Origin of the sequence: Glutamicibacter sp. B1 (assembly GCF_039602135.1) — a bacterium.
Lineage (GTDB): Bacteria > Actinomycetota > Actinomycetes > Actinomycetales > Micrococcaceae > Glutamicibacter > Glutamicibacter ectropisis.
This window is the reverse complement of sequence record NZ_CP125942.1, coordinates 371,050-390,244: the sequence shown is the minus strand read 5'-3', so window position 1 is coordinate 390,244 and position 19,195 is coordinate 371,050. Positions and strand designations below refer to the sequence as shown.

Genomic DNA, 19,195 nt, shown 5'->3' with positions numbered 1-19,195 from the left:
GTATGGGGTCTGACGCTACTGCATTCATCACAGATGTTTGTCGCCTTGCCCTCGCCGACTCCCTAGCATTCGCCAAGCTCTACTCCCGGAGATAAAAGCTATGAAGGCAAGCATCAACGGGAACCACAGAGCAGCTCCGCCGGCCCATCCAATCCCTACACTTTCATTTTGGGAAAATGCCATCACCTCCACAAAGAAGAAATGAGCGCTGAATTCGCCACCAACCTGTGTGACCACGGCCAGCATCCCGAAGGTGTAAAGGCACAGAAAGACCCAATACACAAGAAGTATGCCTAATGCAGCCACCACTCCCACCGTCCACAGTGGTCGTGATCGATCAGTCCCTTCGGCGTAACTGCTCGCCAACTCGTTTGGTCTTCCCAGTCCTTCCAGAGCTTCGCTCAAGCTGGTTCTTCCCGCTTCGACATCAATGGCGTTGCGCAAGTCAGCAAGAATTTGCTTACGAGTTCGCGTCGGGACTCTTCCGTCGAGGTGAAGGTCCACCATGAAAAGATAGCGTTCCCTGGCGACCGAATCCCATATACCGAGATTCGACTTTTTGGTCCGAACTGCCTTTTGGTTTGGTTGAGGCTGAGCCATCGGATCAGGGTTCCTATTCTTGGTCTTCATCTTTAGATGCTCCGTTCCTGCTCACGTCTGGTTCACTGTCGTCGTCGGATAGTCCACGTTCGGCGACGGCAACAATTTCTTGCCACCGGCTAACCATGCCCAATCGAGCGCGTTCTCCTTTCTCAGTGAGCGCGTAGTACTTTCGCGGTGGCCCAGATACTGCTGGCTGCATATTGCTACTCAGCCAACCGTCACGTTCGAATCGGCTTAGCACCGGATATACAACGCCGGTGGCCAAGCCCGATAGTCCTAACGAGCGCAAGCGTTCCACCAACTCATATCCATAGGATTCTTGACGTTGAAGGAGAGTAAGTATGAGCATCGGCAACACCCCTCTAAGCAATTGAGGGTCGTGTGGAGCGATATCTTGTTCCATACGGCTATCATTCCACAACTATTAGTCGATGACTACTAGTTGCCGTTTGATACCAGCAATACGGCCCACCCATAAACCCCTAACAACACTTGCTCCAAAGGCTCATGTCAGGATGCCCGATCTTTCTCTGCAGAAAACGAAAATTGCAGGCAACAGGAATTCAGCTGGATGGTAATTACACCCGCAATACCGTGCAAACCTACCGTTATTGTTTGGCATTGTTTCGCAGATGATCCGTAAACTGTGGGCATGGAAAAGGAAGAGCCGTCGAATCGTGTACTAAAGATCTTTTGCGACTATGGGGCGGAATGGCCCCTATGGGAACACGGTCTTCAATACCCCAGTGATTATGGATTGTCGGAATCGCTCAGCAATAGGCTTGCTGAGTGGAACGATGAGTTTCAGCAGCACATGCATTGGGATCGGGGGTGGGCTCCAGGGTTCGATGAGGATGCATGGACCGAAACCGGCAAGAAGCTAGCCCACGACGTGCAGCAAGAAGTCGGAGATCGTATTGTTGTCCACTACGGAGTGTAAGCAACTTCGATCTAATACTGGAGGGCGTCGGTGCGCCGTTAAAGACGGCCAGTTGCCAACGAGAGCATGCGACGCTGATTCCAACAATGGCCAACTGGATTGCCGGGCATTCCAACGTTCTGATGGATGACCCCAGAGCAAAATTAACTGGCAGACTAGTGCAATGAGCTCACCTCAAGTTATTTCTGGACCGCCACCCGAGGATCTCCCCATACCAATCCGAGTGCGCGATGCGGCCGAGGGAAGCAAGATCGAAGGTATTTGGCTCAACGCGTTGGGTGGACTCACCTACAAAATCGGAACCGGCGACAACAGGCGCTTCGCTAAATTCTCGCCAGGAAACCCACCGGAAAGAGAAGCCGACCTCCTCATGGAAGCTCAGCGTATGCAGTGGGCTGGAGAATTTATCAACGTTCCCGTCGTACTTTCCTGCGAGCAATTCGAAGAAGGACAACTAATGCTCACCGCGGCGTTATATGGGCATAGTGCAGTGAGTGAACTCGGCAAGAGCAACCCTGAGCGTTCGGCTTATGCTCTCGGTCAAGGGCTACGTCAACTACATGATCTCCTGCCGGTAGACAGTTGCCCCTTCACGTGGGACCTGACTTCGCGCATCAGCGGCCTACCTCGTGATCAACAATCCGAACTGCTCTCCGATGCTCCACCGGTCGATCCCGTGGTCTGCCACGGAGATGCGTGCCTGCCCAATACACTATTGAATGCCAAGGGCGACTTCTTGGGTCATGTCGACATGGGGAATTTGGGGGTCGCTGACCGATGGGCCGATCTTGCCATTGCGGCCTGGAGCACCGAATGGAACTACGGCGCAGGTTATGAAGAACTGGTATATGCCGGTTACGGAATAGAGCCAGATCAGAAGAAAATCGAGTTCTACCGGCGGGTCTGGGACGCTACCTAAACGAGACTTTCTACCGTGCTACATAACGGTGCTCCGGGCGACCGCGGGTACCGTAACCCAACTGAAGTTCCAAAGCATCATTGGCCACCAGCGCAGCCAAATACCGCTGGGCCGTAGCCCTGGCAACACCCACAGCTTCTGCCACCTCAGCAACGCTTAGAGGTTCCGAAGCTTCCTTAACACAGCTGAGTACGGCCTGTTCCGTAGGGGCAGTTCCGACACTTGGCACCGTCTCTTCGCCACCTTGCAAAGCCTTAAAAAGTCGGTCAACGCCCTGCTGATTAAACTCAGTCACTCCGGTCAGTTGCCTGCGATACCTTGCCCATCCCTTGAGTTTAGAACTGAGCGTTTTAGCGTCAAAAGGCTTGATAATAAATGCCAGCGCACCGTGGCGAATAGCGTTGGAAATATTCTTCGGCTCGGTGGCTGCAGAGATCATAATCGCGTCCACATCTAATTCGCGCAGCAACTCAATGCCGCTGACATGTGGCAAGTACGCATCCAAGAGCAACAGGTCGGGTTTGAGAGAGGCGACGAGTTTAGGCACCATTCGCGGATCTTGGACTGGTTCCAGAGCTTGGAACCCCGGTATGGAATTGACCATGTCAGCGTGCAGTGCACCGACACGAAAGTCATCGTCGACGATCATCACTTGGTAATTTCCATTGGCACCTTCGCCCATGGTTACGCCCCTTCAATCTTGTTGTTTTCTGGGATGGCAGGTTCAACTAGGACGGCCGGCAAGCGGGCGGCAAATACCGCTCCCTCTGTTCCAGCGCCCGGGTCTGCGATCCACACATCCCCGCTTCGGGCCTGCGCTAATCGCTTGATCAGTGGCAGGCCAACCCCGCGACCATGTTCATTGCCTAGATGGGAACCCGTGCTGACATCGCGAGCAAAAATGTCTTCGGTAGTGGTGATGCCGGGTCCTGAATCAGCCACAGCAAGGTGCAACGTAGTTCCTTCGGAGAGCAAATCAATTTCCACCCAGGGCTTCCCGGTACCGCGCAAGGCTGCGGTAAAGGCATTGTCCAACAGATTGCCGAGTACCGCAGTGGCATCTTGAGCGTCATGAGCTGAGGCGATCTGCCCGTAAAGCATCGACTGGTTCGACACCCGTAGCTCGATACCCTGCTCATGGGCACGGACAGCTTTGGCTGAAATGAATGCCGCAAGGTAAGCATCTTGGATCGCTTCAAGCCCGGGGACTTGAGCGATCTTCGGCCCGGTTTCCATGACCTCACGCAGGTAGGCTTCGGCCTGCTCTATTTTGCCCAGGTCAATGAGTCCCAGTACTGCATGCATCCGATTAGCAAACTCATGGCGTTGTGCTCGCAGGGCATCTGCCATGTCTTGAACCGCATCCAATTTGGTACCAAGAGCTTCGATGGTAGTCACATCGTGCAGCAGTACCACCTGGCCCAGATCTAAACCGTCCCGGTTCACATCATTAACTCGGGCGATCAGTGAATTGCCGTTGACTTCCAGACGCACCGGCGCCGGGTCTCGCTCCTTGATAGCTTTAACCAGTCGCCGGTCCAGACCAGCAGATTCAAAATGCCGACCAACTACATCTTGCAACTCGGTGCGGTGTGGCAGACCCAAAAGTTGTCGAGCCGCCTTATTGCGCACGGTGATCCGATGATCAACACCGATACCCATCACACCTTCGGTGACACCGTACAGAACCGCCTGTTGGTCCCGCACCAGCTGGGCAATTTCGGTCGGTTCAAGACCTAAGGTCTGGCGCTTGAGTCGGCGCACGGTCACCCGGCCCGCCACGGTAGCTAACCCGGCAGCCAACAGGGCAAAGAGCACAATCCAACTAAAGGATTGCAAGAGTGCACCCGTGAGCGACTGAGTGGTCACACCCACCGAGACCTCACCGATCACCTGCCCGGCATCGTTGCGAACCGGCACCTTGGCACGTACCGACTCCCCGAGCGTGCCATGCTCTCTAGAGACAGCTTCAACACCATCTAAGCCCACCGGATCGGTAGAGACCATCTGCCCTAGTTCAGCGGGATTCGGATGGCTCAGGCGCAAGCCGCGGTCCTCGGTAATCACCACAAAGTAGGCTTGCTTCTGCTCCAGGATGGCGTTGGCCAAGCGTTGCAATTCCCCTGAAGCCAGCTCTTTCTCATCCAAATCTTCCATGGCAGCGTATCTTGTGACGTCACGGACCACTTCGGGCAGGACAGCCACAGATCGAGCGATGGTCAACGAGGTGTCTTCAGCGCGCGCATACACGCGGTCATAACTGGCATAGAGGGTTCCGGCGGTGACCAGCACGATGAGTACGCCGACAACGAGGAACTGCAAACGCATGATGCGGGATGCGAAATGCCTCGCGCGAGACCCAGAACGGAACATGACCTCCAGCATAGACTCACTGGCGACTCAACGCGATTTTAAAGAGCAAAAAGATGGTTATGAGCTTAACCCTTCAATAATCAGCACAAGGCGCGCAACGTGAGCCTCGCCACGTACCTTGAATGAGTGCCCTGAAGCTTTTGGGTGCCACAACGACGTACACTCACCGAAATGGAGGTCGGGGCAATGCTAGTTGCACTCGGATTCCTCATGGTCGCCACCTTTATGGCGCTGATCATGACCAAACGCATGACGCCACTACTGGCATTGATACTCGTCCCCACCATCTTCGGGCTGTTCACCGGCGCAGGCTTTGGACTGGGCGACATGATCATGGACGCCATCAAGGACATGTCCGGCACTGCAGCACTGCTGATGTTCGCCATCATGTACTTCGGCATCATGATCGATGTTGGACTCTTCGACCGTCTGGTCGCAGGCATTCAGAAGCTTGTGGGCAATGACCCAGCCAAAGTTGTTCTGGGCACCTCACTACTGACCGCCGTCATCTCACTGGATGGCGATGGCTCCACCACCTTCATCGTGGTCACCGCGGCACTGCTGCCGATCTACCAGCGTCTGGGCCTGAGCCCAGTGGTTCTGACCTGTGTGGCCGGTTTGACCAACGGTACGTTGAACATCGTGCCATGGGGCGGTCCTACCGCACGCGCTGCAGCAGCACTGCACGTTGAAGCTGCCGACGTCTTCGTCCCAATGCTCCCATCACTGGGTATCGCACTGGTGGTTATTGGTCTCTTCGCTTGGCAGCTGGGCATCTCCGAGCGTCGCCGCCTACAGCGCGAACGTCCCGAACTGTGGGGCACCGAACTCGGTGGTGGCAACATCACTTCGCCTTCCGGCGGTACCTCCCCAGCTGGCACCGCTCCGAAGGGTGGCCACCTGGCAGTCTTGGAAGCAGTTGCGCGTAAGGGCGATGGCACCGAAGCAGCCACCATGGACGGCACCGTGCTGGATCCGAACCGTGAGACCCTGCGTCCTAAGACTTTCTACTTCAACCTGGTACTGACCGTAGCGATCATGGTGTTGCTGGTTGTTGACGTACTTCCACTGTCCTACCTGTTCATGGTTGGTACCGCTATTGCCCTCGTGGTCAACTTCCCGAAGGTCTCCGACCAGGTCAAGATGATTGCAGCGCACTCCAGCGAAATCATCGCCGTGGTGTCCATGGTTCTGGGTGCTGCGGTACTCACCGGCGTACTCTCGGGTACCGGCATGGTTGATGCCATGAGCCAGTGGCTGGTAGCAATCATTCCTGACTCCATGGGTCCATTCATGGCAGTGATCACCGGTTTGATCTCCATCCCAGCCACCTTCTTGATGAGCAACGACGCCTTCTACTTCGGCATCTTGCCAGTACTCACCGAAGCCGGTGCACACTTCGGAGTTCCAGCCGTAGACATGGCTCGCGCTTCGATCACCGGTCAGCCGGTACACATGCAGTCTCCGCTCGTTCCAGCAATCCTGCTGCTGGTATCGCTCTCTCGTGTGGACTTGGGCGATCACCACAAGAAGGTACTGTGGCGTGCGTTGGTGGTCAGCCTGGTCATGCTCGCCTCGGGCGTGCTACTCGGCGCGATCTCCATGGGCTAACACCCAAAGACCTAACGGTCATTCGTCAACCTCATCCCGTGAGTCTCATACCGAGCCTCACGGGATGAGGCATTTAACCCCTAAATCCACATCGGCCGATAGTCGTGTGGAGGGTCCTCACCAACGCGCCCGTCAACGGCCTCACGCAACAGATCCGCATGCCCGGTATGCCGCCCATACTCTTCTATGAGGTCACAAATAATTCTGCGCACCGAAAGATGCTGACCCTCAAATTCCAGCCCCGAGGGTGTGTCCAATTTATTGTCATTGATGACCTGTTGTTGAATTGCGCGGCTCTTGAGAACCGCATTGTCATAGCGTTCGTATAGTTCCCCAGGACTCTGCTGTTCCTGAACAATGAAAGGGTCATTGTCTCGTTCAAGAAATTCGAGCAACACCTCAGGGCGTTCACGAGCAATAAAATAGCTGAACTTCTCATCTTCTACAGTTGCCAGATGCTGCAACAGACCTCCCAAGGACAACCCACTGGACGGTAGCCGAAACCGAAGCTGATTCAAATTCAAACCATCAGCCTTGTAGCGGAAAGTGACGCGGAGCCGGTCAAGCATGGCGACTAGATGTTCTGAGTCACTGGCGAACATTGGAGGCTCCCAAGGAGGGAAGGCATTCATGGCTAGCTCCTGTTGATTTGGATGTTGAAAAGTATGCCCGTTAACGTCACCGTTTTGGAAGCCATGCGGTGGGTACCGTTGGCACAGCGTCGTGGGGTTATTCTCTTGCGGTCCCGAGGCTGTGGACCAGCTCGGCATCAAGATGTTCGTTGCGGAAGCTATGACCCATTTCAAGTAGCTTGCCAGGGGCAATCCATTGGTCAGCCAGAGCCAGCAAACGAGCGCCCTCATCTCCAAGAACTACCTTGGGCGCAACCCCCGGCACCGGAATAACTGCAGGACGCTTAAGCGTCCGTGCCAGCACTTGAGTGAATTCAGCGTTAGTCACCGCGTTGGGAGCCACCGCATTCACCGGTCCGGAAAGTCGCTCGTCCCATAAAGCACGATGGTAAATATCGAGCAAATCATCAAGCCCGATCCACGAGAGTCGTTGCATGCCGCTGCCCAGCTTTCCGCCAAGCCCGGCAGTGAATAGCGGACGCATCACCGCAAGCATGCCACCTCGCGGGCTGAGCACCACGCCGGTTCTGACGCATACGGTTCGTAGGTGCTCTCCCCCGGCCTGCGCAGCATCCTCCCATTGCTGAACGACATCGGCCAGAAAATCTGCTGGTTCACCACTCACATCGGCAGACTCATCCAGTGCAACAGGTCCAGTATCGGTTCCGTAGATCCCAATAGCTGAAGCACTGATCAATGTGGACACCCCGCTACTAGCTGCCAGCTTGGCCAGGGCACGAGTTGGCTCGATTCGACTGTTGAGCACCGCTTGACGATGCGCATTGGTAAACCGACCAAAGATGCTGGCGCCTGCCAAATGGATGAGGGCATCGCAGCCTTGAAGTAACTGCGGTGCTGGATTATTTGGGTCCCATAAACGTTCGTCTGGCGCGGACGGGGTATGACGCACCAGCTTGATCACACGGTGACCGCCAGTGGACAGGAAAGCGCAGAGCGCCTGACCTACCAATCCGCTAGCCCCAGCCACGGCAATCACCTGTGGTTTCAGCCCGGCATCCGCAGCACGCTGGTGCGCAGTAAGGTCTGCAGCTAGTGCACGATGACGATAGTCGAGCATCGATCGTATTTGTCCTTTGGGCATATTCGATTCAATACGATCGATGACCAGGGTCTGGTCGGTGCCGTCGTCCTCAAACAGGTGCTCATGTCTCCAACGAACTGCCTTCAAAGGTAGGCCACGCAAACCTTCGGGTTCGAGCTTGTCAACAAATTTTCGGTTCTCGACAAACTCTGACGCTTGGTGTTGCGCGTTCCATCGTAAAGAGCCCGGCAATCCCAGCACAGCGGTGGAATCACGAAGCGATGCCGCTTCCTGGATGACTTTGACCGGAAGCCACGGCGGGAGTAATCGATGGATTGCCCCTGGCCGCGAAAACCATTCGAAGACCTCCGCAGAACTGGCGGGCACGTGGCTGGAGCGTTCAATCATCATAGGCTTCAGCATAGGGCTTTATCTCTTTTCTGCCCTTTGATCCGTGCCTCACTAGGGGAACTCACAGAATTTCTTTTGCTTCTAGGTTCTGGTGGCCTTGCAAGAGGGCCACGCTATTGCCCGACGAACCTGTGTGAGTTGAACTACCTAAGTGGTCTCGCGAGGCGATGAATTGAATAATAAAAGGTATGCCCGATACCGTCACCGTTTTGAAAGCCTCACAGTGGGTGCCTTTAGCCCACCGTCATGAGGCTCGTGCGCGTGCGTTCGGAGAACCCTTTGTAGAACGGCGCATGAAGGGTCGGAAGCATCCGATTGATGACTTCCTTTTCACCTATTACACCCAAAAACCCGGCCAACTCTATCGCTGGCATCCTGGGTTGAATGTTGTACTCACGGGAGAAGAAGGTACGCAACGCACCTCGTGGAAGTTCTATCGCCCAGTAGAGACTGCGCAGGGACTAGGCTACGAGTTTGATGCCCAAGGCTTCGTCGATTCCCGGGCACGGGCCATCGAATTTGCCCGCGTGATCCTTGCTGGGACCTCGCAACGTCCAGGAAATTTTGCCTGTTTTGGATTGCATGAATGGGCGATGGCCTACAAATCGGAACTCAACGGTATTCGCCACGAATACCTTCCGCTGCGACTGGGTGCCGAGGGTACCGATGCCGTGGTGGAATCCGAGAAGATTCGCTGCACCCATTTTGATGCGTTCCGCTTTTACACGCCACAGGCGGTTGAACTTAACGAATTGCAGCCAACCCGCGAAACGCAACGTGACCTGGAACAGCCAGGCTGCTTGCATGCCAACATGGATCTTTATAAGTGGGCCTATAAGCTCTCCCCCGCGGTGCCCAGCGACTTGGTGATGGATTGCTTTGAGCTTGCATGGGACATCCGGACCATGGACATGCAGGCTTCACCCTACGATCTTGGCGATTGGGGCCACGAACCGATTCGTATTGAGACACCTGCCGGCAAAGCTGAATATGTTCGATTGCAAAAACAGTTCGCTACCCGTGCCGATCAATTGCGATTGAAGCTGTTGGCTGTTGCTAATAGCCTGCCACTTTCACCCAAGGGCTAGTAGTCAATGATGGCTCAGTGCACAATAGCCGCATGGGCATCATTGGGAGTACACGTCGTGCAGTCACTGCCGGCGGCATACTGTTGCTAGTTGCGGTGACGTCCTCCTGCGCCGCGCAACCATCGGCAACGGCTCAGAGCACTTTAGAGATCACTATCAAGGCTGACGGAAGTAATATTTCGGCGCGCTACACGTTGGAATGTTTAAGCACTGAAGCCAGTCAGACAAGTACATTGCCCAACGCTCCAGAAGCCTGCGAAAAACTCGATCAACACCCTAACCTCGTTACTCCTACGCTAGATCCGAGTACCGCCTGCACCGAAATATACGGCGGACCACAACGCGCCGAAGTTTCCGGCGTCTTAAAGGGACAGGCAATTCATAGCGAATTCTCTCGCTCTAATGGCTGCCTGATCAGTCAATGGAATGATGCAGAATTCCTTTTCCCACGCGGACTTTGAGCGAAATAATGATCAATTTAGTTGGGTAAATCAACTACTATTAGATGACTATGGATTTTTTCCTGCTGATTATCGGATTACTGTTCGCTACTATTCTGATCGTTGGCGTAGGTGAACGCATCAAACTGCCGTACCCGATCCTCATGCTCATTTTCGCGACCCTGGCCGGTTTCTTGCCGTTCATGCCCGAAATGCATATCGAACCAGAATTAATCTTGCCCATCTTCTTGCCTCCGTTGCTTTTCGCGACGGCTCAACGAAGCAGTTGGTCAGTGTTCAGGTTCCGTTGGAAAGCTTTAATCCGTCTAGCGGTGGTCTTGATCGTGGTGACCGCCGGTACCGTAGCAGCTACGGCCTTGGCGTTTTCACCCATCGTCTCCATCCCACTGGCGCTGGCCTTGGGCGCCATCGTCGCACCACCTGACCCGGTAGCCGTGGATGCCATCGCCACCAAGGTGAACATGCCACGACGCCTGACTTCGTTGCTGGAGACCGAAGGCCTATTCAACGACGCCATGGCAATTGTGATCTTCCAGTTGGCTGTCCAGGCGACCGTGAATAATTCAGAAGTCGGGTTGGAAATCATCCCGCAGTTCCTGATCGGTGCAGCAGGCGCTGTTGTTCTCGGCCTAGCCATGGGTTGGGTGATCGGTGCACTAAACCGCTTTGTCCCTAACCTCGCAGCCCGTTGTGCAGCCACCCTCGTGGCACCCTACGCCGTGTACATGATCGCAGAAGAAGTCCACGTCTCCGGCGTGATCGCTGTAGTGGTGACCGCACTAGAAATGGTTCGCCGAGACCGCCCACAGGACTCCGCCGAGCGCCTAACGCGTCAAGCCTTCTGGGAAGTTCTCGAACTGTTGGCTACGGGTCTGGCCTTTGGTCTGATGGGCATCGAGATGAATCAGGTCATCCAGGAAGAGGGCAGTAACCTCATCGGCTATATCCCTGGCATCGCCGCGATTTGCTTCGTTGTCATTGCGGTTCGTGCCCTGTGGATGCTCGGGACCTACTACATGCCGAATCGTAATAAGCCAAAGATTCCTGCTCGCAAGGACGCATTGGTACTGACCTGGTGTGGCATGCGCGGATTGGCAACCTTGGCGCTGGCGCTAGCGCTCCCACATGTCACAGCCGATGGAACGGTCATCGAAGAACGCAACTTTGTCGTCGTGGCGGCCTGCTCCGTATTGCTGTGCACGCTAGTTGTACCGGGACTCACCCTGCCAGCACTGATGCGCGTATTGAAGCTGCGCAACAACGAACAGGACACCAAACGAGCCCGCCGTGCGCTAGCTCGTCGGGCCGAGGCGGTTGCACTCTCCGCGCTGCGTAAGAACGTTGAGTTGCAGGAACTTCCGGAGAACTACCAGCAAGCCGTCCGCCGCCGTATGAATTCTTTGCACTCAATTCTGGCCAAGGATCCAGATCCGCACGATGCAATTTCCGATGAGAAATACACCCAGATTCGTGCGGTCATCGCTAAGGCCGATTCGATTCAGGCCATCGCTTTGGAAGCGGCCCGCGATGAATTGCTCAAGGCCCGTCGAGAGCCAAATGTCGATCCGCACCTGGTCGATGAAATTGTCGGCCGCCTCGATCGACGCACTGCAACGCTGGACCGCTAAGCTGCTTTTCGCTCCAGCTTGACGATGACCTCGTAGTGGTCAGTCTGGGGGAACATGTCCATCACGCGTGCCAGTTGTGGTGTGTAGTTTCCCAGACGCTCGAGGTCCCGTGCTAAGGACTTTGCGTTACAGCTGGAGTAGATCACGTGCTGAATATCGGAATCATTGAGCCATGCTGAGAGCTCCGCAGAAATTCCGCGCCGTGGCGGATTGACGATGAGCGCGTCCGGAGCCCAGCCTGCGTTCAATGCGAATTCTGTAGCGTCTTGGGCCACAAAGTGCGCATCAACCAGATCCAGAGACTGCGCGCTAGTCTGTGCTGCTGCCACTGCTTCGCTGCTGGTTTCAATGCCATACACAGTACGATTTTCGCCGGCGCAATGGAGTGCAAAGCCGCCGACACCGCTGTACAGGTCCCACACGCTCTCCGGGTCAACATCATTGATCCATTGGCGAGCCTGACGATACAGTGCCGCTGCGATTTCGGTATTGGTTTGGAAGAACCCTTGCGGGCGCAGGTGCATGGGCACACCGTTCAGACCAAATTCCAAGGTCGTGCGACGAGTCAGAATAATTTCTTCCTCCCCTTCCAACACGGCCTTATGTTCGGGTAGGAAATTCACCGAGACAACGCTACGGTGTGGCAACTGTTCAAGAAATTGCGGGAGCGAATCACGCAGCGCAACAAAGTGTTTTTTGGTGCGCAGTACCCACCGAACCATCACGGCTCCGGTATCCGATAGCGTCAGGATCACATGCTTGAGTTCGCCTTTACGCTTCGGTACGTCGTAAGGGATCAGCTTTAGCTCTTTGATGAATCGCTCAATCACCGGCAACAGTGAACGCAGGGTGGGAGCAATGACGCCGCAATTGCGCAGGTCGATTCCGTGCCCTTCGGTATCCAAGATGCCGATGGTGGGATTTTCGGTTGTCCCGGAAATCACCATTTTGGCTTTATTGCGGAACCCTTGTTCGTTGCTTGCTTGGGCTGGAAGGAACTTCAGCGAATCAAAGTCGGAGAGCAGGTTCTGGCAATCCTCAACTTTTGCTTGTAACTGTCGGGCATAGGGAACCGTCATTTGTGTGCACGAACGGCAACGAGAGGCAGAAAAGTAGAGGCATTCCATGGTGTCTATGATTTTAGCGAAGTTATCTGACTTAGAACGCCAAGAACTCTTGACGCTGATTGACCGCAAATTTTCAGCTTAAACAGATAAGCTCACAATTGAAATCGAAAGTTTCCGAGCAAAACCCCAATTGGCTTTTGTCCCAAAGGGGTTAGGGTGTTGAAACCGCGAAAGGACAGATGGCACTTCGTACCGGGCACTCCACGCACCGTCGTGGCATCGCGTTAATAGCGCTTCCGTTAGCCGCCGCAATCGGCGCTTGCACTAGCTGCGCAGCTTCCTCACCCGAAGCCCTCGAAGCTCCGAGTAGTAGTCCTGCCGCAAGTAGTGCAACCAAAACCACCACTGCAGCTACGCCAAAGTCTTCTGCTTCGCAGGCGTCAACTGCGCCAGAATCAACTGTTGATTCCTCAGCAACCGACACGACCACTCCCGCAACCGGCACTACATCAAGCGCATCCCCGAGTACTTCTGCTTCCCAGTCCACGCTCTCGCCATTAGCTTCCGGCGCAGCCTCTGGTGCCTCGCTTCAGGCGGTACCTTCCGCTACTTCTGAACTTCCAGCTGCTTCACGCAAACTGTTCACTGCCATCGACGCCGGCAACCTCAAAGACGTCAAGAGCGCGTTAAAGGACGGGGCGGATCTGAGCGTCACCGACGATGCCGGTAGAACCCCGCTCATGCGCGCAGTCATCGTCAAGAATGAACAAATCGCCAAAACACTTTTGGATGCCGGCTCTGACCCGAATGTTAAAGACGATTACCAGGAATCCCCATTCCTGCGAGCCAGCGCCAACGGCTCAACCAATGCATTGCAAGCCTTCATTAAAGCGGGGGCCAATATTCATCAGGTCAACCGCATGGGCGGAACCGCTTTGACGGTTGCTAGCGAAAATTCTCAGGTCGCTGCCGTGCGGATACTGCTGCGTACAGACATCAACATTGATCAAGTCAATGATCTTGGGTGGACGGCACTGCACGAAACGATTGTGCTGGGTCAGGGCACCAACACCTCGGTGAATATCGCCCAGATGCTCATCACCAATGGCGCAGACCCACGGTTGAAAGACCGCACGGGAGCTGATGCTTTTAAGCTGGCCCGGGAACGCCAGCAGAGTCAAATGCTCAACATGCTGCAGGCAGCCAGCAACCGCTAATTTTTACAGCGCATCAAGATAAAACCAGGCACCATCTTCACGCACAAACGTGCTGACCTCATGTTGCTGAGCCTCGCGTTGCCCATCGAGATAGTGCGCCGCAAATTCCACCACACCACGCCTCGCTTGCGGGCCACCGCTACGAGTCTTAATGATTTCCAACCCAATCCAGCGCATCTGCGGATCAAGTTCTAACTCTTGAGGCCGAGTACTCTCATGCCAGGTTTCCAGCAAATATGGTGCCAAACCTTCAACGAAGGCACTGTAGCGAGAACGCATCAACTGTTCAGCTGTTTCTGGAAGCACCGATTGATCTGCGCGGCCGTCATGAAAGGGTTGGCAGCATTCTTGGTAGCTGAGCTTCACTGAGTCCAGTTCCCGGCAAGAACAGGTTGTTTGACTAGAGTTTTTCACGCTTTCAGAATACTCGTCTAAGAGCATCAGGCACCCCGTGAGCCAAAGATCACATGACTTATAACCCGCGATATCGGTGCTATCGAGCACAGGCACGTCTGGCCCATCACATTCACGGGTAGACTGGTAGGGCAAGCTCGCGGAGCGCCATATCCCCCTGGTGTGAGACGGCATCTCCGTGTGGCATTTAACTTAACCTCGCCAACAGGAGATATGCCGGATGCCCCGCATCGTTGTAGATGTCATGCTCAAGCCAGAAATCCTTGACCCTCAGGGCAAGGCCATCGCGGGAGCACTTCCCCGCCTAGGCTTCACCTCCTTCGAAGCTGTCCGCCAGGGCAAGCGCTTTGAACTCACCGTGGACGGCGAGGTGACCGACGAAATCCTCGCCCAGGCTCGCGAGGCAGCAGAAACCCTGCTTTCCAACCCGGTGATCGAAGATGTCGTCAACGTCGAGGTAGTCGAAGACTAATGAGCACCGAACTCCCCCTGATTGGCGACTACTCAACGCCATCGACTGAACTTTCAGGAGCACGCATTGGCGTGGTGACCTTCCCGGGCACCCTCGATGACCGTGATGCTGCCCGCGCTGTGCGCGCAGCGGGCGCCGAGGCCGTGTCCCTGTGGCACGCCGACACCGACCTGCAGGACGTTGACGCCGTGGTAATCCCCGGTGGCTTCTCCTACGGCGACTACCTGCGCGCTGGTGCGATCTCCCGCTTCGCACCGATGATGTCAAAAATCGCTGACGCTGCGAACTCCGATGCCAAGTTGCCTGTTCTGGGTATTTGCAACGGTTTCCAGATCCTCACCGAATCGCACCTGCTGCCTGGCTCGATGATCAAGAACGATCACTTGAAGTTCATCTGCCGCGACCAGCTGTTGCGCGTGGAAAACAACCAGACCGCGTGGACCAATGGTTTTGACGCTGGTCAGGAAATCACCATCGTGCTCAAGAACCAGGACGGCCAGTACGTGGCTGATGAAAAGACCCTGGATGAGCTTGAAGCAGAGAACCGCATTGCGTTCTCCTACGTGGGCTGGAACCCGAATGGTTCGCGCCGTTCGATCGCAGGCGTGAGCAACAAGGCTGGCAACGTGGTGGGTCTTATGCCTCACCCGGAGCATGCCATTGAGGTCGGCTTTGGCCCGGATGCCCGTGGCACCGATGGCCTGACCTTCTTCACCAGCGTTCTGAGCCACCTTGTTGGAGGAAAAAAGTGAGCCAGGAAGTCACCAAAGAATTCAACATCGACACCGTCGATAACGCCGCAAGCACCCCGGATGTAGAACTGCCTTGGGCAGAACTGGGTCTGAAGGACAACGAATTCGCCGAGATCGTGAAGATCTTGGGCCGTCGTCCCACCGCTGCAGAGTTGGCAATGTACTCGGTGATGTGGTCTGAGCACTGCTCCTACAAGTCCACCAAGAACCACCTGCGCCAGTTTGGGCAGAAGGTTACCGATGAGATGAAGAAGGACCTGATGGTCGGCATGGGCGAAAACGCCGGTGTCACCGATTTGGGCGACGGCTGGGCCGTGACCTTCAAGATCGAATCGCACAACTCGCCTTCCTACGTTGAGCCCTACCAGGGTGCTGCCACCGGCATCGGTGGCATCGTGCGTGACATCATCTCCATGGGCGCCCGCCCGATCGCTGTAATGGATCCACTGCGTTTCGGCGCAATCGACCACGAAGATTCTCAGCGTGTGGTGCACGGTGTCGTCTCCGGCATCGGTGGCTACGGCAACTCGCTGGGTCTGCCAAACATCGGTGGCGAAACCGTGTTCGACCCGATCTACCAGGGCAATCCACTGGTCAACGCGCTGGCTGTTGGCGCACTGCGTCACGAAGACCTACGCCTGGCTAACGCTTCGGGCGTGGGCAATAAGGTCGTGCTCTTCGGTGCACGCACCGGTGGCGATGGCATCGGTGGCGCTTCGGTGCTGGCTTCCGAATCCTTCGATGACACCAAGCCTTCCAAGCGCCCTGCAGTGCAGGTCGGTGACCCCTTCGCTGAGAAGGTCCTGATCGAGTGCTGCTTGGAGCTGTTCAAGGCTTCGCTGGTTGAGGGTATCCAGGATCTGGGCGCCGCAGGTATTTCTTGCGCTACCAGTGAGCTGGCTTCCAACGGTGAAGGCGGCATGCAGGTCGAGCTGACCGACGTACTGCTGCGCGACTCCACCCTGACCCCGGGTGAAATCCTGATGTCGGAGTCCCAGGAACGCATGATGGCCGTGGTCACTCCCGAGAACGTTGAAGCGTTCGAGGCAGTCATGGCCAAGTGGAACGTGGAATACTCCTGGCTGGGCGAGGTGACCGACACCGACCGCTTGATCATCACCTGGAAGGGTGAGGTCATCGTGGATGTGGATCCGAAGACCGTCGCTCACGACGGCCCGGTCTACGATCGCCCGTACGCTCGCCCAGAATGGCAGGATGCCCTGCAGGCTGATAACTTCAAGTCCTCGGCGGCCGGCCAGAACTTGCCAGCTACTGGAGATGAGCTCAAGGCTGCCGTGCTTGAGCTGATGGCTAGCCCGAATATGTGCGACAAGTCCTGGATCACCAACCAGTACGACCGTTATGTTGGCGGCAACACCGCTTTGGCGGCGCCGGATGATTCCGGTGTGGTCCGTATCGACGAGTCCACCGGTTTGGGCGTGGCCATCGCTACCGATGCCAACGGTCGTTACACCTACTTGGACCCATACGCCGGTGCCCAGTTGGCTCTGGCCGAGTCCTACCGTAACGTTGCCACCTCCGGCGCCATCCCAGCAGCGGTCTCTGACTGCCTGAACTACGGTTCCCCTGAGGATCCAGATGTCATGTGGCAGCTGGCCGAGGGTATCCGCGGCCTCTCCGATGCTTGCATGGAGCTTGGTGTTCCGGTGACCGGCGGTAACGTTTCGCTGTACAACCAGACCGGCGACAAGGCGATCCACCCAACCCCAGTGGTTGCCACCCTGGGTAAGTTCGATGACGTCGCTCGCCGCACCCCTTCGGGATGGCGTGAAGAAGCTGACGGTCAGGCGATCTACCTGATCGGTACCACCAAGGATGAGTTGGATGGCTCCGAGTTCGCTAACCTGCGTGGTCACCTCGGTGGCGTTCCACCAGTAGTTGACCTGGCTGCTGAAAAGGAACTGGGCGCGATCTTGATCAACGCCAGCCGCGACGGCATGATCGACGCTGCCCACGATCTCTCCGAAGGCGGCCTGGCGGCAGCCCTGTCCGAGATGGTTCTGCGCTTTGGCGTTGGCGCTCGCGTGGCACTGGATGAGATCAAGGATCGTGACGGTGTTGATTCCTTCACCGCACTGTTCTCCGAGACTCAGGCTCGCGCAGTGGTTGCAGTTCCACGCAGCGAAGAGGTTCGTTTCAACGATATGACCAGCGCTCGCGGTGTCACCGTGGCTCGCCTGGGTATCGTTGATGCACAGTCCGGTTCGTTGGAGGTTCAGGGCGAATTCACCGTTTCGGTGCAGGAGCTTCGCGAAGCCAACGAAGGCACCATGAAGAAGTACTTCGGCTAAGCACTAAGTCAAGCTAAAACGGTGGTTCTCCTCGATGAGGAGGGCCACCGTTTTTGTGTCTTCGATTCATCGGCAGGGTTTCATCCGTTAGTTAACCCATCCCCAATATAGTTGACACGTCAACATAAGTGAGTCATGATTGACGCATCAGCTTAATTTATTGGAGGCAGTGGTCATGACCGCCATCGAGAATATCGAATTTGGTATCGACACTTTTGGCGATGTACCCAGCTCAGCGGGACACTTAGTAACTCAGGCACAAGCAATCCGCGCCACCGTGCAAGAAGCGATCGTCGCAGACCAGGCAGGTGTAGACGTCATTGCAGTTGGTGAACACCATCGTCCCGAGTATGCGATTTCCAGCCCCGAAACGGTGTTGGCGGGCATTGCCACCGCTACCGAAAACATCCGTCTCAGCTCCGGGGTGACAGTATTATCCTCAGACGATCCGGTACGCGTCTACCAGCGCTTCGCTACTGTTGATGCACTTTCCAATGGACGTGCCGAAGTCATGCTGGGGCGTGGTTCTTTCACCGAATCTTTCCCACTTTTCGGTTATGACATGTCCGACTACGAAATACTCTTTGACGAGAAAATTGACCTGTTCCACAAGCTGCTCGATGAGAAACCTGTAACGTGGCACGGCAGCAAACGTGCCAGCTTAGTGGACATGAATGTCTTTCCGAAGACTGAGTCCGGACGGCTTCGCACGTGGGTCGGCGTTGGAGGATCCCCGCAATCAGTCATCCGTACAGCACACTATGGCTTCCGCATGATGCTGGCCGTGATCGGTGGCTCACCAGAACGCTTTGCACCGTATATAGACCTTTACCGCCGGGCCAATGAACAGTTCGGCCATCAAAGCACTCCGGTAGGCCTGCACTCCCCCGGTTTCGTAGCCGACACTGATGAGCTCGCTCGCAAGTACATGTTTGATGCTTACAAGGCCCAGCGCGATCGGATCGGCGCAACGCGCGGATGGCCTGCGATGAGCCGTGAAGAGTTTGAACACGAAGCCAGTGAAGGTTCGCTCTATATTGGCTCCCCGGAAACTGTCGCCCGCAAGATTGCTCAGACCATCAAAACCTTGGATATCGGCCGCTTTGATCTGATCTACACTGGCGGCGCAGTAGAAGCTGGCGCGCGACTGCATGCCGTTGAGCTTTACGGAAACAAGGTCATTCCACTGGTAAGAGAAATGCTCGCCGAGCAGACCGCCACCGCAACGCGATAAGCACCCACGAAGGAAAGAT

19 protein-coding genes are annotated in these 19,195 nt (G+C 55.8%); 11 read left to right on the top strand and 8 right to left on the bottom strand.

The window, feature by feature from the left end; genetic code table 11:
• Window positions 1–27 precede the first annotated feature (27 nt).
• Together QMQ05_RS01840 and QMQ05_RS01835 are read right to left on the bottom strand one after the other, a co-directional pair.
• Entirely contained in the window at window positions 28–600 is a 573-nt protein-coding gene (locus tag QMQ05_RS01840; protein WP_345472521.1) for a hypothetical protein, read from the bottom strand.
• Between the two features lie 13 nt (window positions 601–613).
• A complete protein-coding gene (locus QMQ05_RS01835) occupies window positions 614–1,006 on the bottom strand; it encodes a PadR family transcriptional regulator (RefSeq protein WP_345472519.1) in 393 nt (130 codons plus the stop codon).
• 411 nt (window positions 1,007–1,417) lie between these two features.
• Here QMQ05_RS01835 and QMQ05_RS01830 point away from each other — a divergent pair, with 411 nt between their 5' ends.
• Window positions 1,418–1,543: a hypothetical protein gene (locus QMQ05_RS01830; protein WP_345472517.1), complete on the top strand. Its 126-nt coding sequence runs from the start codon at window positions 1,418–1,420 to the stop codon at window positions 1,541–1,543.
• Between the two features lie 163 nt (window positions 1,544–1,706).
• The gene (locus tag QMQ05_RS01825) at window positions 1,707–2,462 is read left to right on the top strand and encodes an aminoglycoside 3'-phosphotransferase (RefSeq protein WP_345472515.1); all 756 of its coding nucleotides are present in this window, start codon (window positions 1,707–1,709) and stop codon (window positions 2,460–2,462) included.
• Window positions 2,463–2,472: 10 nt separating this feature from the next.
• On the opposite strand, the gene QMQ05_RS01820 is transcribed toward QMQ05_RS01825, so the two are convergent.
• Together QMQ05_RS01820 and QMQ05_RS01815 are read right to left on the bottom strand one after the other, a co-directional pair.
• Entirely contained in the window at window positions 2,473–3,144 is a 672-nt protein-coding gene (locus QMQ05_RS01820) for a response regulator (RefSeq protein ID WP_345472513.1), read from the bottom strand.
• A 2-nt stretch (window positions 3,145–3,146) separates the two neighbouring features.
• Window positions 3,147–4,835: a sensor histidine kinase gene (locus tag QMQ05_RS01815; protein ID WP_345472511.1), complete on the bottom strand. Its 1,689-nt coding sequence runs from the start codon at window positions 4,833–4,835 to the stop codon at window positions 3,147–3,149.
• Between the two features lie 186 nt (window positions 4,836–5,021).
• On the opposite strand from QMQ05_RS01815, the gene QMQ05_RS01810 reads away from it, so the two are divergent.
• On the top strand, window positions 5,022–6,446 hold the full coding sequence (locus QMQ05_RS01810; RefSeq protein WP_334121114.1) for a CitMHS family transporter: 1,425 nt from the start codon (window positions 5,022–5,024) through the stop codon (window positions 6,444–6,446).
• An 80-nt stretch (window positions 6,447–6,526) separates the two neighbouring features.
• On the opposite strand, the gene QMQ05_RS01805 is transcribed toward QMQ05_RS01810, so the two are convergent.
• Together QMQ05_RS01805 and QMQ05_RS01800 are read right to left on the bottom strand one after the other, a co-directional pair.
• Window positions 6,527–7,078, bottom strand: a complete 552-nt coding sequence (locus QMQ05_RS01805) for a DUF664 domain-containing protein (RefSeq protein ID WP_334121113.1) — start codon at window positions 7,076–7,078, stop codon at window positions 6,527–6,529.
• A 97-nt stretch (window positions 7,079–7,175) separates the two neighbouring features.
• The gene (locus QMQ05_RS01800) at window positions 7,176–8,543 is read right to left on the bottom strand and encodes a TIGR01777 family oxidoreductase (protein ID WP_345472508.1); all 1,368 of its coding nucleotides are present in this window, start codon (window positions 8,541–8,543) and stop codon (window positions 7,176–7,178) included.
• Between the two features lie 176 nt (window positions 8,544–8,719).
• On the opposite strand from QMQ05_RS01800, the gene QMQ05_RS01795 reads away from it, so the two are divergent.
• Genes QMQ05_RS01795 through QMQ05_RS01785 form a run of 3 tightly spaced genes read left to right on the top strand, consistent with a single transcriptional unit; the run spans window position 8,720 to window position 11,708 of the window.
• The gene (locus tag QMQ05_RS01795) at window positions 8,720–9,619 is read left to right on the top strand and encodes a 3-methyladenine DNA glycosylase (RefSeq protein WP_345472506.1); all 900 of its coding nucleotides are present in this window, start codon (window positions 8,720–8,722) and stop codon (window positions 9,617–9,619) included.
• A gap of 17 nt (window positions 9,620–9,636) precedes the next feature.
• On the top strand, window positions 9,637–10,080 hold the full coding sequence (locus QMQ05_RS01790) for a hypothetical protein (RefSeq protein WP_345472504.1): 444 nt from the start codon (window positions 9,637–9,639) through the stop codon (window positions 10,078–10,080).
• Between the two features lie 50 nt (window positions 10,081–10,130).
• The gene (locus QMQ05_RS01785; RefSeq protein WP_345474593.1) at window positions 10,131–11,708 is read left to right on the top strand and encodes a cation:proton antiporter; all 1,578 of its coding nucleotides are present in this window, start codon (window positions 10,131–10,133) and stop codon (window positions 11,706–11,708) included.
• Here the strand turns inward: QMQ05_RS01785 and rlmC are convergent.
• Window positions 11,705–12,835 carry a 23S rRNA (uracil(747)-C(5))-methyltransferase RlmC gene (rlmC, locus tag QMQ05_RS01780; protein WP_345472502.1) on the bottom strand — a complete coding sequence of 377 codons (1,131 nt, stop codon included), beginning with the start codon at window positions 12,833–12,835 and terminating at the stop codon, window positions 11,705–11,707. The two genes, QMQ05_RS01785 and rlmC, sit on opposite strands and share 4 nt — an antisense overlap.
• A gap of 179 nt (window positions 12,836–13,014) precedes the next feature.
• Here rlmC and QMQ05_RS01775 point away from each other — a divergent pair, with 179 nt between their 5' ends.
• On the top strand, window positions 13,015–13,992 hold the full coding sequence (locus tag QMQ05_RS01775) for an ankyrin repeat domain-containing protein (protein ID WP_345472501.1): 978 nt from the start codon (window positions 13,015–13,017) through the stop codon (window positions 13,990–13,992).
• A 3-nt stretch (window positions 13,993–13,995) separates the two neighbouring features.
• On the opposite strand, the gene QMQ05_RS01770 is transcribed toward QMQ05_RS01775, so the two are convergent.
• Window positions 13,996–14,406: a YchJ family protein gene (locus tag QMQ05_RS01770; RefSeq protein ID WP_345472500.1), complete on the bottom strand. Its 411-nt coding sequence runs from the start codon at window positions 14,404–14,406 to the stop codon at window positions 13,996–13,998.
• A 220-nt stretch (window positions 14,407–14,626) separates the two neighbouring features.
• Here QMQ05_RS01770 and purS point away from each other — a divergent pair, with 220 nt between their 5' ends.
• The 4 genes from purS (at window position 14,627) to QMQ05_RS01750 (ending at window position 19,176) form a co-directional block, all read left to right on the top strand.
• Window positions 14,627–14,878 carry a phosphoribosylformylglycinamidine synthase subunit PurS gene (purS, locus tag QMQ05_RS01765; protein WP_058256161.1) on the top strand — a complete coding sequence of 84 codons (252 nt, stop codon included), beginning with the start codon at window positions 14,627–14,629 and terminating at the stop codon, window positions 14,876–14,878.
• A complete protein-coding gene (gene purQ / locus QMQ05_RS01760) occupies window positions 14,878–15,630 on the top strand; it encodes a phosphoribosylformylglycinamidine synthase subunit PurQ (RefSeq protein ID WP_058256160.1) in 753 nt (250 codons plus the stop codon). Before purS ends, purQ begins: the two co-directional genes overlap by 1 nt.
• Entirely contained in the window at window positions 15,627–17,942 is a 2,316-nt protein-coding gene (purL, locus tag QMQ05_RS01755) for a phosphoribosylformylglycinamidine synthase subunit PurL (protein ID WP_345472497.1), read from the top strand. The genes purQ and purL overlap by 4 nt, the downstream gene beginning before the upstream one ends.
• 175 nt (window positions 17,943–18,117) lie before the next feature.
• Window positions 18,118–19,176: an LLM class flavin-dependent oxidoreductase gene (locus QMQ05_RS01750; RefSeq protein WP_345472495.1), complete on the top strand. Its 1,059-nt coding sequence runs from the start codon at window positions 18,118–18,120 to the stop codon at window positions 19,174–19,176.
• Window positions 19,177–19,195: the final 19 nt, after the last annotated feature.